Source organism: Pseudoalteromonas sp. B62 (genome assembly GCF_037162565.1).
Classification (GTDB): Bacteria; Pseudomonadota; Gammaproteobacteria; order Enterobacterales; family Alteromonadaceae; genus Pseudoalteromonas; species Pseudoalteromonas fuliginea.
In genome coordinates, this window is sequence record NZ_JARLVB010000002.1 from 2,806,584 (window position 1) to 2,821,776 (window position 15,193).

Below are 15,193 nucleotides of genomic sequence, written 5' to 3' on the forward strand. Positions count from 1 at the left end.
GCACAAAAAATGCGAGCTAAGCTCGCATTTTTTATATTTAGTAATTATACAACAGTTACGATTTTCATTGTGTTAGTTGCGCCCACGGTTTCCATTGAGTCACCGTGAGTAATGATCACTGTATCGCCAGATTCTAAAGAGCCTTGAGCAACTAAAGTATCAAGTGCTGCTTTTACCATACCGTCTTTTTCAGTTTTTGTAGAATCAAAAAATACTGGGTAAACACCACGATAAAGTGCCGTTTGACCTAACGTACTTGCATGACGTGAAAGCGAGTAGATTGGTAAACCAGAGCTAATACGCGACATCAGTTTAGCCGTACTGCCAGATTCAGTTAGTGTGATGATTGCTTTAACAGAATCTAAATGGTTTGCTGCATACATAGCAGAAAGGGCAATTGATTCAGCATTATTAGAAAAGCGACTATCTAAACGATGTTTAGAAACGTGTGTTTCTTTTTGAGATTCAGCACCTAAACAAACACGTGCCATTGTAGCAACTGTTTCTTCAGGGTAATCACCAGCCGCTGTTTCAGCAGAAAGCATTACAGCATCTGTTCCATCAAGAACAGCATTTGCAACATCCATAACTTCTGCACGAGTGGGCATCGGGTTATCGATCATCGATTCCATCATTTGCGTTGCTGTTACTACAGTACGGTTTAATGAACGAGCACGACGAATAATTAGTTTTTGCTTGCCCATTAGTGCAGCATCACCAATTTCAACACCTAAATCACCACGAGCAACCATTACAGCGTCAGACGCTAAGATAATGTCATCAACCGCTTCTTGTGTTTCAACGGCTTCAGCACGTTCAATTTTTGCAAGTAGTTGTGCTTTTGAACCAGCCGCTTCAGCTAGAGAGCGAACGTAGCGCATATCATCACCACTACGAGGGAATGAAACTGCTATATAATCTACGTCAATTTCAGCTGCCGTGATTAAATCTTCTTTATCTTTTTCAGTAAATGCTGGAGCAGTTAAGCCACCACCTAAACGGTTAATACCTTTATTGTTAGATAAAACACCGCCAACAGTTACAGTACAATGTACTAAGTGCTCAGCTACTTCATCAACACTTAGTTGGATAAGGCCGTCATTTAGGAGTAGTAAATCGTTAGGGCTTACATCGTTAGGTAACTCTTTATAATCGATACCTACTGAATTAACATCGCCTTCGCCTTTTTCCATTTTTGCATCTAGGGTAAATTTAGCACCTACTGCAAGTGTTACTTTACCTTCTTTAAAAGTAGAAACACGGATTTTAGGGCCTTGAAGGTCAGCAAGGATGGCAATATGCTTGCCTAATTTTTTTGCAATATCGCGTACAGCTTGCGCACGGTCTTTATGATCTTGTGCAATACCATGTGAGAAGTTTAAACGTACAACGTTGGCGCCGGCGCGAATAATTTTTTCTAAATTGTTATCTCTATCGGTAGCAGGCCCAAGGGTAGCGACTATTTTTGTGCGTCTTAGCATCAAATTCTCCTGTGTGCTTAAGATGTAAGCGGGTTAACGGTTGTTTTGTTATTTAAAATACAAATACAAAAAGGTAAAAATATTTTTAGTTATGGACAATGTTTGTATTATTGCCACTATTTTATACAAAACTATTGTGTCATCATTATGACACCGGTGTCAGAATGCGTCAATGTTCTTAAATTTTAAATAGCATTGCTTTTTGTCACCCTGAGAGCACTGATGTTTGATATAATCGCGTAGCTTATTTATCTATATTAAAAAAGCATGTTGTATTAGTTATGTGATTAGTCTTTTATGACTGTATCAGTATAATGCACACGGTATTATTTACATTCACTAACCAAATAGTTGTTACCGAGGAGGACACTAAATGCAAGTTGCATTAGTCGGGTTAGGCGTTATGGGGAAAAATCTTGCTTTAAACTTGATTGAAAAAGGGATTACGCTAGTCGCTTATGACAAAAATCCGCATGCGGGTGAAGAGTTATTAAGTTGTGCTAAATCGCAAGGTATGGCCGATAGACTGCATATTGTTTCTGATTTAAGAGACATGGTAAAGCGTTTAGAAGTACCTCGTTCAATCTTACTGCTTGTTCCTGCTGGTGAGCTAGTTGATACAGTTTGTAATGAACTGGTGGACGCGGGCGTTGATTGCAATGACATGATTGTTGATTGTGGTAACAGTAATTATAAAGACGGTATAACGCGTAAACTTAAGTACCAAAATAAATTTGAATTTGCCACTATGGGTATTTCTGGTGGTGCAGAAGGCGCTCGTCATGGCCCTGCAATGATGGCAAGTGGTTCTGAGGGTGGTTGGGAACGTATTGAACCTTGGTTTGAAAAAGTAGCTGCAAGCTATAATGGCGACTCATGCTTTGCGCGTGTAGGCCAGTCTGCGAGTGGTCATTTTGTAAAAATGGTTCACAACGGTATTGAATATGCACTGATGCAATTAATCGCTGAAGTGTACCAATTGCTTCGTTTAGGCACAGGCCGTTCACCCAAAGAAGTGGCTGCTATTTTTGATGATTGGTCAAAAGGTCAATTAAATAGTTACCTGCTTTCGATTTCTAGCCATATCTTATCCCTTGAAAATCAAAAAAATGTTCCGCTTGCGGACTTAATTGATAATAAAGTTGGCGCCAAAGGGACCGGTCTCTGGACTGCGCAAAATGCACTCGAACTTGGTATTGCAGTCCCTTCACTTGTTGCTGCTGTGCAAGCTCGTCATTTAACCAATGCATGCGATACAACTGCCGCACAAGAGATGACCTATGCAACTAAATCAACCAACAACGTTGATATTGATTTAGAAGAGCTAAAAGATGCATTTACGCTTGCAAGCTTATTGGCTTATCGCCAAGGTTTAGCGCTTATAAAGGGTGCATCGCGTACACATCAATGGAAAGTTGATTTATCTAAAACATTACAAACTTGGCGCGCAGGTTGTATTATTCGCGCCGATTATTTAGATAGCGTAGCGCAAGGCGTTGAATTTATTGATTCTCTTGATAAAGAAGCTGCGGCACTTCGTAAGGTAACAGGCCAAGCAATTATGTCTGGCTTAGCGTTTCCAGTGCTTAGCTCATCGCAAACTTATTTAGCGACGTTAACTACACCAAGTAATGGGCATTTAGTACAAGCCCAGCGTGATTACTTTGGTGAACACGGCATTAAAACCCACAGTGGTGAAATGTGCCATTTAACAGATTTAGTAGAGATAGACGCTAAAGTTAGATAATAAGCAGTTGTTTAAAAGTTTAAAGGCACGCTTATTAGCGTGCCTTTTTGTTTTTAGTTGTGCGTTATTATCTGCTTAATTCACCACGTAAATTGTCTTGCATTAAATGGCGAATAGTCTCAATTTCAAGCTTTTGACTAAATAAGTAATGCAACTTAGTTAAACAGGCTTCTAACGTCATATCATATCCACTAATAACACCAATATTTAATAATGCGTTACCTGTTGCATACCCCCCATGTTTACATGACCTTTTAAACATTGGGTTAAATTAACGATGACCATTCCGCGCTTACTTGCTTCACTTAGCACCGATAAAAATTCTGGATCTTGAGGTGCATTACCCACTCCAAAACTAAGTAAGACCAAGGCTTTAATATTGTCGTTTACTAAGCTTTTAACTACGTCTCGGCTAATACCTGGGTATAAATATAGCACCCCGATAGGTTGGGGCGTTATAGGCGTTACTTGCAGCTCGTTTTCAACGTAAGGGCTAAGCTGACCTTTAATAAGTTGAATACTAATACCAGATAGCGCTAAAGGTTCAAGGTTAGGCGATGCAAATGCATTAAAACCGTCAGCATGGGCTTTTGTTGCTCTATTTCCTCTAAATAGCTGGTTATTGAAAAACAAGCTTACTTCAGCAATCGGATAGTTTGCGGCTAAATACATTGCGTTAAGCAAGTTGACTTGTCCGTCTGAGCGCAATTGTGAAAGCGGAATTTGCGAGCCGGTTACAATCACAGGCTTAGTCAGATTTTCAAACATGAACGAAAGTGCAGAGGCGGTGTACGCCATTGTGTCAGTGCCGTGCAGAACAACAAAACCATCGTATTGTTGATACTTACTTTTAATATCATCAGCAATAAGTTGCCAATGAGCAGGCGACATATCAGACGAATCAATAAGAGGACAGTATTCGTGAATATCAAATAAAGGCATTTCATCACGATTAAATTCAGCGTTGTTGACCACTGTCTCAGTTAAAAAGCCTTCGGCCGGAATGTAACCACGGCTCGATTTTTTCATCCCTATAGTACCGCCAGTGTAAGCGATATAAATGCGTTTGCGTTTCATAAAAAAAGCCCAGTAAAAAAACTGGGCTTAGTATAACGTTAAGCAGCTTCAAATACAGCTGATTAGACGAAGCGATGCACTTTTATTGTGCAACGTCACACACTAGACAGCGTGCATATACACCTTGTGGATCGTTGTAATCTTTAAGGTTTTCAACTTCAGTACTTAATTGGTTAATAACGCTTTGCAAGTTAGCTTGCGTAGCGAGCACTGATGTTTTTTGTGATTGTAGGCCTAACATTGATTTAATCGACGCATTTCCAAAGATATCTTGCATCATTTTTTCTTGCGGGCTTAAATCATGCGTCATTGTTTTAACTTCGTAGTGATTTAGTTTTGCAAGAGCAGCTGCAGCATCAATTGCATCTTGTTTATTACCAAGCTTATCTACCAAGCCTAACTCTAGAGCTTGCGAAGCAATCCATACGCGCCCTTGTGCTATTTTATCAACTTGCTCTGGGGTCATATTACGTGCTTCGGCCACAACATTTAAAAAGCGTCCGTATGCTTCTTCAACACTCATTTGAATTATTTGACCCATTTTTTCGTTTAGTGGGCGAGTGATAGAAAAACCTGCCATTTCAGTTGTTGCAACACCATCTGAATAAACACCAATTTTAGACAAGGTTTTTTCAAATGTCATAAACGTACCAAACACACCAATAGAACCTGTTATTGTACTCGGCGCTGCCCAAATTTCGTTTGCTGCAGAGGCAATCCAATAACCGCCCGATGCTGCTACAGAGCTCATAGAGGCAATAACAGGCTTACCAGCAGCTTTAAGCGCTAATACTTCTGCACGAATAACTTCAGAGGCGAACATGCTACCACCACCAGAGTCGATACGAAGTACAACTGCTTTAACTTTATCATCAAGGCGTGCTTTACGAAGAAGGGCTGCAGTAGAGTCGCCACCAATTTCGCCAGCTTTACGTTCACCGTCAACAATTGTGCCCTTTGCAACAACAACGGCTACTTTTTCAGTTAGTGGATTATCAAATGCAATAGGTGGTTTAACTAAGCTTAAGTATTCACGAAATGATACTTGCTTAAATGTTTTACCATCTTCTTGTATTCCCACTAAGTCGATAAGTTGTTGGCGGATCTGTTGACTTGTTTTTAACGAATCAACCCATTGATAATCTAGTGCATATTTACCAGCGTCACCATTTGCGGCTTGCATTTTTGCTAAATACACATCCATTGTTTCGTCAAAGTTTGATTCATCAAAAGGGCGTACTGCAGCAACATCTTGTTTGTATTCGCTCCAAAGAGCGCCTAACCAAACACGGTTAGCTTCTTTCGCTGCATCAGACATGTCATTACGGATAAAAGGTTCTACTGCCGACTTGAAAGTACCAACACGGAAAATATGCTGCGTTACTTCAAGTTTTTCAAGTGCATCTTTGAAGTAAAGTGGGTACATGCCATACCCCTCAATTGCAACGCTACCGTAAGGGTGCATAGCAATTTCATCAGCATGCGATGCTATATAGTATTGCGCTTGCGTATAGTAATAGCCTGATGCTATAACTTTTTTACCTGTTTCTTTAAAGCGGTCAATGGCACTTGAAATTTGCTTAAGCTTATTCAAATGTGCTTTAGGCATTTCTTGTAAATCAAGAAGTAACACAGTAATGCGTTCATCTTTAGCCGCTTCATTAATTACTTCAACGATATCATCTAGTAAAATTTCACTTGGTACTTCTGAACCTGATGTCGCATCGCTGATAGCTGCTTCAATTGGATCAATGTATGTTTTTTCTTCTACGATAGGACCATTAAGATTTAATCTTAGGACAGAACCATCTTCAATAATTATCTTATCGTCATCGCTTGATATACCCGCAATAAAAACAATTACAAGTAATAAAAACAAAATGTTAAGTACTAATCGACGAGAAAAGTTAATCCCAGCCCAAATACCTTTAAATATTTTTGCTATCAAAATAGCTCCTTAATTTGGTACAGCTAATACGTTTGTTCCATCTTATCCTAGAATAAAAAAATTTAACTGCTAAATCGTAACGAAGTGTTTATGAATGTGTTTAAGTGCCCATAAATACAGTATTTTTGAAGTATTTAATAATTTTTTGCATCAAATTCATGCGCATTAAAAATTAGTTAATTATGTTAAGAGGTTCACAATTAAATGCAGTCAAATATTGCTTATTACTTGCCATTGAAGCAGAATTAGCTAATGTATACAGGTTAGACCAGTTAACGGGGCAGAGGATGTTAGAACAACAACTACAATTAAAACACACACAATTACGTAACCGCTTAGTGATGGGCTCAATGCATACGGGCTTAGAAGAAGGCTGGCATAACCGAAAACGCTTACGTGCTTTTTATGAAGCACGTGCCAAGGGCGGTACCGCAATGTTAATTACGGGCGGGTACAGTCCTAATTTACGCGGTAAATTGACACCTATTTCTTCCTCATTTAATAGTTATTATGACGTATTTAAGCATCGTGCATACACAGATGCTGTGCATAAACATGGCGGGAAAATTTGCCTGCAACTATTACATGCTGGACGCTATGCATATCATCCATTCAATCAAGCGCCAAGTGCCATACAAGCACCTATTAATCCTTATAAACCTAAAGCTATGTCATTAGGGTCTATTAAAAAAACAATTAAAGACTTTGCGCACTCTGCCTATATGGCTGAAAAAGCAGGGTACGATGGCGTAGAAGTGATGGGTTCGGAGGGTTATTTAATTAATGAATTTATGGCGCCTCATACTAATAAACGCGAAGATGAGTTTGGTGGTAACCTAGAAAACAGAATGCGACTTGCGCTTGAAATAGTTAAAGCAGTGAGAGCAAAAGTATCTGAAAAGTTTTTAATCATTTTTAGATTATCAGTAATAGATTTAATCCCAAATGGCTCAACACCCGATGAAGTGACAATTCAAGCTATTGAACTTGAAAAAGCGGGCGTTGATATTTTTAATACAGGCATTGGCTGGCACGAAGCGCGTGTACCGACTATTGCGAGTATGGTGCCACCTGGTGCATTTAAAGAAGCTTCAAAACGCTTAAAAGATGTAGTTAGTGTCCCAGTAATTGCTGTTAACCGAATTAATACACCTGAAATTGCTAATGATATTTTAACTGCCGGGGAAGCAGACTTAATTTCAATGGCTCGTCCGTTATTGGCTGACCCTGAGTTTTTTAATAAGTATGTAAATAAGCAATCTAAGCAAATCAATATCTGTATTGGGTGTAATCAAGGTTGTTTAGATCACGTGTTTAAGAATAAACGTGCTACCTGTTTAGTTAATCCACAAGCTGCATTTGAGCTAGATTACCCATTAGAGCAAGCGACTAAAGCTAAAAATGTATTGGTAGTGGGGGCAGGTCCTGCTGGTTTATCGGCAAGTTGCTATTTAGCGCAAAAAGGCCATCACGTCACGTTAATTGATCAAAAAGAGCAGATGGGTGGCCAATTTAATTTAGCTATGCAAATACCCGGTAAAGAAGACTTTAACCACACTTTAAATTATTACACTAATGAGTTAGCACGTTTAAATGTGAGTGTTGAATTGGGTAAAGCTTATAATGACAGTATGCTTGAAAGCTATGATGATATTGTTTTCGCTACAGGTGTAAGACCACGTGAAGCAACGATTAAGTGTAATGATGGCAAACGTGTTTTTGCCTACGACGAAGTTATTCGTGGCGAAGTAGAACTGGGTAAATCAATTGCAATTTTAGGCGCAGGTGGCATAGGTTTTGATATGGTCGCATTTTTAAGTGAGCACAAATCACAAACTATTAGCGATTTTAAAACGCAATGGGGCATTGAATGTGAGCCACAACCACATAAAGATGAACGCCAATTATACATGTTAAAGCGAAGTGCAGGGCGCTTTGGTAGTGAGTTAGGCAAAACAACAGGCTGGATACATCGCCAAGTCGCAAAACAACATGGTGTTAAGCAAATTGCTGATTGCCAATATAACAGTTTTGATAAAAATGGTTTATCCATAACTGTTGCAGGTGAGACACAAACCTTACCAGTTGATACTGTTATTGCCTGTATCGGGCAGGTATCAAATAATGAAGTGCTCAAAAATCAACTTGATAATGCTAAAGTACATGTCATAGGCGGTGCTAAACTCGCTTCAGCAATTGACGCTAAGCGCGCGATATTTGAAGCATTGCAAATTGCCCGCAGTATTTGACGAACATAATGCTATATTTGTGCAATGAAATACTTTTTGTTTTAGTGCGGTCTTGGTTGTTTATAGTCTATAACTAAATAAACAATGAACGAACAGGACACACATGAAAAATAAAATAATTGGTATTTACGATACAATTTTGGGTAAATTATCATTTTTAGATGGTTTACCCGCTTTACTATTTCGTTTGATTTTAGCGCCAGTAATGATTATTGCAGGTTACAATAAACTTGCGATAAGCGGTGAAACCGAAAGTTTTTTTGATAACTTTTTAGCCTCTCCCGACGTTGTTCAATGGTTTGGCAATAGTGAGTGGGGATTAGGATTACCTTTTCCCGATTTACTTGCTTTTTTAGCGGGGTGGAGTGAGTTCTTAGGCGGCTGGTTTTTACTGCTTGGTTTGCTCACTCGCTTAGTTAGCATTCCGCTGATGTTCACGATGGTTGTAGCGGCAACATCAGTGCATTGGCATAATGGTTGGTTTGCAATAGCACCTACAAACCCTGATACCAGTGCAGCGCAAGTACTTGATTGGCTATCTGTTCCAGGTGCCAAAGAAAGCCTCGAAAACTCTTTAGAAGTACAAAACCGAATCGGGATAATTCGTGGATTAGTCGAAGAACATGGTTCTTCCGATTACTTATACGAAAAAGGTAAACCATCGATTTTAAACAATGGCATTGAGTTTTCAGCAATCTACTTTGCTATGCTATTTAGCTTATTTTTTATGGGCGGCGGACGTTTTGTCAGTATTGATTATTGGCTAAAGCGAGTTGCTCTAAAAGAATAACGACTTAACATGTATTACTAACGGCTACTTAAATTATTATTTATGTAGCCGTTTTGCGTTTTAGACTTTCAATATTTATTTTTTCAGCATTAAAATGCTACCCTAACGTTTTTAATTTTAAGGAAATAGCTGTGAACGCAATCGAGCTTCTACTTACCCGTCAATCTGATCCAAAATTAGCTGATCCCGCGCCAAATGAGGAGCAACTTGCAATTATTCAGCAAGCAGCATTACGTGTTCCTGATCATGGTTGTATAGCCCCTTGGCAGTTTATTATTGCCCAGGGTGATGCGCGCCATAAATTAGGCGAAATTTATCATCAAAGTGCAGTGACAGAGCTACAAGAAGAAAAAGTAATTAATCGTGCTAAAGAACTTCCATTGCGTGCACCTATGATTATTATTGCGATTGCAAAATACCAAGAACACCCAAAAGTCCCTCGAATAGAGCAAATACAAAGTGCAGGATGCAGTGTATTGGCAATGCAACAAGCCGCATTTGCACAAGGTTTAGGTGGCGTTTGGCGTACGGGGTATTTTGCACAAAGTCAGGCTGTTAAAAAGGCACTTAATTTGCAAGAACACGATGAAATTGTGGGCTATTTATATATAGGTACGCCGACTGTAGATTGCAAAAAATCGGCTCGCCATAAACCTGAAAATTATTTTAGTTATTTGTAAAATAGTATGAACTTTTCCTAATTCTAATAGTCTTAAATCATTAATGTTGTATATTGCTTAGAGAAAAAATTAATAGTTCGGCTGTGAGAAGTGCTTGGAAGCATAAAGTATAATAATTCTTCTTCAGTTTGTTTTTTAATCGGTTGTTTTTTGATAATGTATGGAAAGTCTTAATAAAAATAACGATAAAGAAGACGAAAACGATGGGTAATTTATTTTTACGTGAAAAAGAAAACTGGTTAGCATGGTCAATCTGGGGTGTTTTGGGAGCTCTTGTCACACTCTATGTTGCTATGAGTACTAATATAGCGCATTTTGCGGCAGGTTCGGCTATTGGTGTATTAGTAATATTAACTTGGTGGATGCAACAATCTAAACGATTTGATTTTGGTCGGGCATTTAAAATATGTTGCTATGTATTAATGTTAAGTCTATTACCCACCCTTATCCTTGTTGTGATACCCAGTGGTGATTTAAATCAATTTGATATGATTTTTCAAAGCATAACGCTATTTGCACTGAGTTTGTTAGCATGTTTGATTTGTTCGTTTATTGCACGAAGACCAAAGCAGTATTACTAACAAGTACATTATTAATAAATATATTTAATTTTTTACTCACTAGAGTGTATTAGTTCTTTACAAACAATGCATTTCACTCTATCATCCGCGCCGTACGGAGAGATGGCAGAGTGGTCGAATGCACCGGTCTTGAAAACCGGCATGGGTTTATAGCCCATCTAGGGTTCAAATCCCTATCTCTCCACCATTATTTAAAAAACCGCCTTATTGGCGGTTTTTTGCTATGTGGAACTAAAAATGACAAAACAAATTCAATCAATCCCACAATTACTAATTAAACATATTTTACTATGGACGGTATTTGGTTACTGCTATCAAAGTGCTATTAGCTTATTAGTAAAAATGGCTATAGACGCTCAACCAGAATACCCATTAATTACCGCTTTAATTTATGGTGTTGGTTTTAATGTTTTAGCTGCCCATCTTATTACTAAATACGATAAGCATTGGCCAGTTATTGGCTCTGTTTTTATCGGTTGTATAGGGCTGCTTGTCGTGCCATTTTTACTGCTTGGCGAATCAGGATTACTAACAATGCCTCTACTTGTTGGAATTTTATTCAGTTTGCCGCTTTGCAGTTATATTGTTGGCCTAATTAAGCTAAAACTCAGCAAAAACTAGCCCCAAACGCGGTTTATTTTGTGATAGCATAGTCGCGTCTTTTAACTAACAAAACGTGAAAAACACATTATGTCAGATAATTTTACTACAGATGCTGAAAAAGCAAGTTACGGTATTGGCTTACAAATGGGTGAGCAACTTAAGTCTAATCCTTTTGAAGGCTTAAACCTAAATTCAGTATTTGAAGGCATGAAAGATGCGTACGCTGGTAGCGCATTTCAAGTTGAGATCCCTGAGATCCAAGCTGCATTTGAAAAAATCAACGAAGAGATTCAAGCTCGTCGTGAAGAAGAGTCTAAAGTACTTTCTGCAGAAGGTATTTCATTCTTAGAAGAAAACGCAAAACGTCCTGAAATCACAGTAACTGAGTCTGGTCTTCAATACGAAGTACTAGCAACTGGCGAAGGCGAAAAGCCAACAGCTGAGTCTACAGTACGTGTTGATTACCACGGTACACTTATTAACGGTACTGTGTTTGATAGCTCATACGAGCGCGGTGAACCAGCTGAATTTCCAGTTGGTGGCGTGATCAAAGGCTGGACTGAAGCATTACAAATGATGCCTGTAGGTACTAAATGGCGTATCTACGTTCCTCATGAGCTTGCTTATGGTGAACGTGGCGCAGGTGCTGCAATCGCACCTTTCTCAACGCTTGTATTTGACGTTGAACTACACGAAATCATTTCTTAATTTAAATAAATTTTAAAATTAAGAGTTTAAAAAGCCGTATTCGATCTGAATACGGCTTTTTTGTATCTGTAATCTAAGCGTTTTATACCAATTCGATTAATTAAGTGGTCTATTTTGCGCTAAGAAAATTGTGTCCATAACAAGGCAAAAATTTCTTTAATTAATTGTTATCACTAATTGCTCCTGCATTGCTCTACCTCCTACATCCATGCAGTCGTATATCAGAATTTTTAACACAGTTAGAGTAAGATTTAATCCCTTAAATTGATTAACTATTATTACGGATATGTATTCTAACAATAAAAAAACCACATTAATAAAATGCGGTTTATAAATATATAAGCTAAAACGATTTTTAATTATTAAAAATAACCACGAACACCAAAGCGAAAGTTTCTGCCTGGAAGTGGGGCGGTATCTTTAATAAAAGAGGTATGCACAAAGCCTAACTCGTCAGTAATATTATCTACATTTAGATAAAGTTGTGCATCTATTGCGCCTAATCCTAATTGGTAGTTAGCCTGTGCATCGAATAATGTATAACCATCTGTTTTAGTTTCAAAGGCCGTTATATCACTTTGATCAAAGTAATGCGTGCCAGTAAGTGTCAACTGTAAATCACCTAAAGTGTATTGCAATTCAGAACCTAACTTATTAGCTGGAATACGCGGTAAATTACCTTCATCGTCTTTTAATTTAGCGCGAGTCGAGTCGCCAAATACTTTTACCATAGCGCTTGGTGTTATTTGGTAATGTGCATCAAACTCAATTCCATAAAGCTCAGCGTCTTTACTTGTGAACTGATAAACGGCAACGGCATCGTCATGGGCACCAATAGCTGATTCTAAACCATCCTCTTCGTCAAATACTAATCCTGTATTTTCTTGAAAGTAAAAGTTTTTAATATCGTTATAGAAAAAGTTAACGGTATAACCAAAATCGCCACTAAAACGTCTAAAACTTAAATCTAAGTTTGTTGAGGTTTCTTGTTTAATATTTTCTGGTTCGAAATGTGCTTCATTACCTTCAATGTTATACCCAAGACCTAGCTCATACGTACCAGTGGCAATGTGTAAGCCATTGGATAATAATTCAGCAGAGAGTGGTGCACGTTCTGAATGAGAAATACTCGTCGCAATACTATGGCCTGGTTTGTATTGCCAAATAGCGCCAGCAGATACACTTACATTAGTAAAACTTTTGCTGTAACCGATTGTTTCTTCATCGTCATGGTCATCTTCAACTTCGTCGTGATCATGGCCGTGTTCAACTTCTGAAATTTGGCTTTTTATTTTATAATCTTCAACACGTGCGCCCAGCTCTACTGTCACATCACCAAATTCACGTTCTTCTAATAAATACACAGCGTTAGTTGTTGTTACGCTCGCTGGTGTAAATGCTTCTTCACCAATAGCATCGTAATCAGAATCACTGTAATGATAACCAACCATACCGTGCCAATCAGCAAATTTATGCTCTACATTTAAACGTGCCTCTGTCGTTTTATTTGTAAAGGTTGTACCAATTGCACCGTCTTCAATTTCGCTATGCGAATAATCAGTGTAGCCAACACGTAATTTGATTGTTTCAATCCAGTTATTATGCAGTGCGTAACTTACAAGTCCTTGCCAGCGGTCTTGCTCTAAATGAGCATAAACTGGGTCTTCAGCCGTTTCATCTTCATGCTCAGCATGCTCTTCTTCAGTTTCGTCTTCGTGATCATGTTCGTGATGATGTTCATGCCCCGGAATACCGTAATCAGTTTCTATATTGCCATATGAAAAACCAACCGTTAAGTGCTCCCCAACATAGCTAGTACCAAAGTTAACTGTTTCACTATCGATAAAGGTATTTTCTACTGAGTTTTCAATTTCTACATCGCCATCTTCATCTGAGATAGTAAAAGTAGGTGTTTGATAATCATCACCTGTACGTTTTGTACCATCAAAATGAAAATTAAAATTGTTATAACCGCTTTCTAATTTTGCAGCATATGTATTAGCGTTTGATACAGTGTCGTGACTGTATTCTGCCGCGCCCGTTAGTTCATCAATGTTACTAGTAGGAATGCGGTTATCTACTACATTTACTACACCACCAATCGCACCCGAGCCATAAAGTAGGGTACTTGGGCCGCGTAATACTTCTATCTGCTCTGCGGCTAAACTATCGCTTGATGTTGCGTGGTCTGGACCAATACGCGACGCATCACTGCTATCTAAACCATTTTGCATGATTTTAACGCGAGGGCCACCTAAACCACGAATAATAGGGCTTGAAGAAACAGGGCCAAAGTAGCTGGCGTTAACACCTGGCAAACCCTTTAGCGTTTCACCAAGTGTAGGTTTAGATTTATTTCTAAGCTCATCACCAGATAAAACACTCACTGGAGAAATCATTTCTAGACTATTTTTATGAAGCGCTGAGGCATACACAACAACAGTTTCTACCGAGGTTGGTTTAAGAGAAACGGTTACATTGTTAGATAAACCTGTAACATCTATTCGAGAATCAATGTAATTATTTTTACTTATATGCAGTTGGCTTGCTGTATCAACTTCAATAGAGAATTCGCCAAGCTCATTACTTTTTACGCCTTGTGTCTTACCATGTATATGAATAGTCGCATTTTGAATTGGTTGATTTTTATTATCTGTTACTTTGCCATTAATTGTGGCAGCAAGTACTGAATGAGAACATAAAACAGAAAAAATAGCGGAGGAGATTAATGTTAGCTTTGTCATGGATATATTGGTTCGCGGTTATTATGTTGTGATATAATATAACACCGAGAAATGAACGAATCAACAATGTTATACCATAACTTTTATTTTTGCGTTAAATAGGCTAAAAACACCGATAAACAGTTTTATGAACAATCAAGTATCTATAAATGTAGTCAGTACATTTAATTAATTCGCCTAAAATTATTTATACTTAAATCATATAAATTAATTCATTTCAACAATAAAATATAAATAAGATATTGTTTATTATGCATTTATAAAATGATTTTCGAACTTTTTATAGTCAGAGTGTATCTTTAGATTTGCCGTTATTGTTAACAGTTAATTGTTTTGGCTTCAATGTTGTGTAATTATCCTGCCTAGTTTTAAATGCTTTTAGCTTTGCTACTTTAAAGCTCGCTATTAAACCAACACAATAATAGGCTCAACATGAATCACATACCTAAAGACGTAAGATTGACACTAATGCTTTGCTGTTTAGTAGGACTTGCAGGGTGTAATAATGGAAAAATATCAGAAAAAAACCGAACAATACAGTCGTTGATTTTAAGAAACAGCTTGTTATTTTTGATTTCGAAAAAA

General features: G+C 38.1%; 10 protein-coding genes, 1 tRNA gene and 1 pseudogene. 8 read left to right on the forward strand and 4 right to left on the reverse strand.

Going from position 1 to position 15,193, the window contains the following annotated elements; translation table 11 throughout:
- Nucleotides 1-44: 44 nt before the first annotated feature.
- Nucleotides 45-1,481, reverse strand: a complete 1,437-nt coding sequence (gene pyk / locus P4S71_RS17160; protein ID WP_337151101.1) for a pyruvate kinase — start codon at nucleotides 1,479-1,481, stop codon at nucleotides 45-47.
- Between the two features lie 373 nt (nucleotides 1,482-1,854).
- Here pyk and gndA point away from each other — a divergent pair, with 373 nt between their 5' ends.
- Nucleotides 1,855-3,228 carry an NADP-dependent phosphogluconate dehydrogenase gene (gene gndA, locus P4S71_RS17165; RefSeq protein WP_007378052.1) on the forward strand — a complete coding sequence of 458 codons (1,374 nt, stop codon included), beginning with the start codon at nucleotides 1,855-1,857 and terminating at the stop codon, nucleotides 3,226-3,228.
- Between the two features lie 67 nt (nucleotides 3,229-3,295).
- Here gndA and ansA read toward each other — a convergent pair.
- Together ansA and sppA are read right to left on the reverse strand one after the other, a co-directional pair.
- Nucleotides 3,296-4,305, reverse strand: a pseudogene (ansA, locus tag P4S71_RS17170) (asparaginase).
- A gap of 82 nt (nucleotides 4,306-4,387) precedes the next feature.
- Nucleotides 4,388-6,253 carry a signal peptide peptidase SppA gene (gene sppA / locus P4S71_RS17175; protein ID WP_337151102.1) on the reverse strand — a complete coding sequence of 622 codons (1,866 nt, stop codon included), beginning with the start codon at nucleotides 6,251-6,253 and terminating at the stop codon, nucleotides 4,388-4,390.
- A gap of 287 nt (nucleotides 6,254-6,540) precedes the next feature.
- On the opposite strand from sppA, the gene P4S71_RS17180 reads away from it, so the two are divergent.
- The 7 genes from P4S71_RS17180 (at nucleotide 6,541) to P4S71_RS17210 (ending at nucleotide 11,864) form a co-directional block, all read left to right on the forward strand.
- Nucleotides 6,541-8,502 carry an oxidoreductase gene (locus P4S71_RS17180; RefSeq protein ID WP_033039371.1) on the forward strand — a complete coding sequence of 654 codons (1,962 nt, stop codon included), beginning with the start codon at nucleotides 6,541-6,543 and terminating at the stop codon, nucleotides 8,500-8,502.
- Between the two features lie 103 nt (nucleotides 8,503-8,605).
- A complete protein-coding gene (locus tag P4S71_RS17185) occupies nucleotides 8,606-9,292 on the forward strand; it encodes an HvfX family Cu-binding RiPP maturation protein (protein WP_008136701.1) in 687 nt (228 codons plus the stop codon).
- Nucleotides 9,293-9,423: 131 nt separating this feature from the next.
- Entirely contained in the window at nucleotides 9,424-9,972 is a 549-nt protein-coding gene (locus tag P4S71_RS17190) for an NAD(P)H nitroreductase (RefSeq protein ID WP_337151103.1), read from the forward strand.
- 203 nt (nucleotides 9,973-10,175) lie between these two features.
- A complete protein-coding gene (locus tag P4S71_RS17195; RefSeq protein WP_007378058.1) occupies nucleotides 10,176-10,553 on the forward strand; it encodes a hypothetical protein in 378 nt (125 codons plus the stop codon).
- A gap of 96 nt (nucleotides 10,554-10,649) precedes the next feature.
- A tRNA-Ser gene (locus tag P4S71_RS17200) sits at nucleotides 10,650-10,740 on the forward strand.
- A gap of 50 nt (nucleotides 10,741-10,790) precedes the next feature.
- Entirely contained in the window at nucleotides 10,791-11,174 is a 384-nt protein-coding gene (locus P4S71_RS17205; protein WP_149605403.1) for a hypothetical protein, read from the forward strand.
- A 69-nt stretch (nucleotides 11,175-11,243) separates the two neighbouring features.
- A complete protein-coding gene (locus P4S71_RS17210) occupies nucleotides 11,244-11,864 on the forward strand; it encodes an FKBP-type peptidyl-prolyl cis-trans isomerase (RefSeq protein ID WP_007378060.1) in 621 nt (206 codons plus the stop codon).
- Between the two features lie 362 nt (nucleotides 11,865-12,226).
- Here the strand turns inward: P4S71_RS17210 and P4S71_RS17215 are convergent, their stop codons facing one another.
- On the reverse strand, nucleotides 12,227-14,608 hold the full coding sequence (locus P4S71_RS17215; protein WP_033029387.1) for a TonB-dependent receptor: 2,382 nt from the start codon (nucleotides 14,606-14,608) through the stop codon (nucleotides 12,227-12,229).
- Nucleotides 14,609-15,193 lie beyond the last annotated feature (585 nt).

Bases quoted from the DNA above. Each gene is read 5' to 3' on its own strand.
- pyk (WP_337151101.1), bottom strand. From the start codon at position 1,481: ATGCTAAGACGCACAAAAATAGTCGCTACCCTTGGGCCTGCTACCGAT.
- gndA (WP_007378052.1), top strand. From the start codon at position 1,855: ATGCAAGTTGCATTAGTCGGGTTAGGCGTTATGGGGAAAAATCTTGCT.
- P4S71_RS17180 (WP_033039371.1), top strand. From the start codon at position 6,541: ATGTTAGAACAACAACTACAATTAAAACACACACAATTACGTAACCGC.
- P4S71_RS17185 (WP_008136701.1), top strand. From the start codon at position 8,606: ATGAAAAATAAAATAATTGGTATTTACGATACAATTTTGGGTAAATTA.
- P4S71_RS17195 (WP_007378058.1), top strand. From the start codon at position 10,176: ATGGGTAATTTATTTTTACGTGAAAAAGAAAACTGGTTAGCATGGTCA.
- P4S71_RS17205 (WP_149605403.1), top strand. From the start codon at position 10,791: ATGACAAAACAAATTCAATCAATCCCACAATTACTAATTAAACATATT.
- P4S71_RS17210 (WP_007378060.1), top strand. From the start codon at position 11,244: ATGTCAGATAATTTTACTACAGATGCTGAAAAAGCAAGTTACGGTATT.
- P4S71_RS17215 (WP_033029387.1), bottom strand. From the start codon at position 14,608: ATGACAAAGCTAACATTAATCTCCTCCGCTATTTTTTCTGTTTTATGT.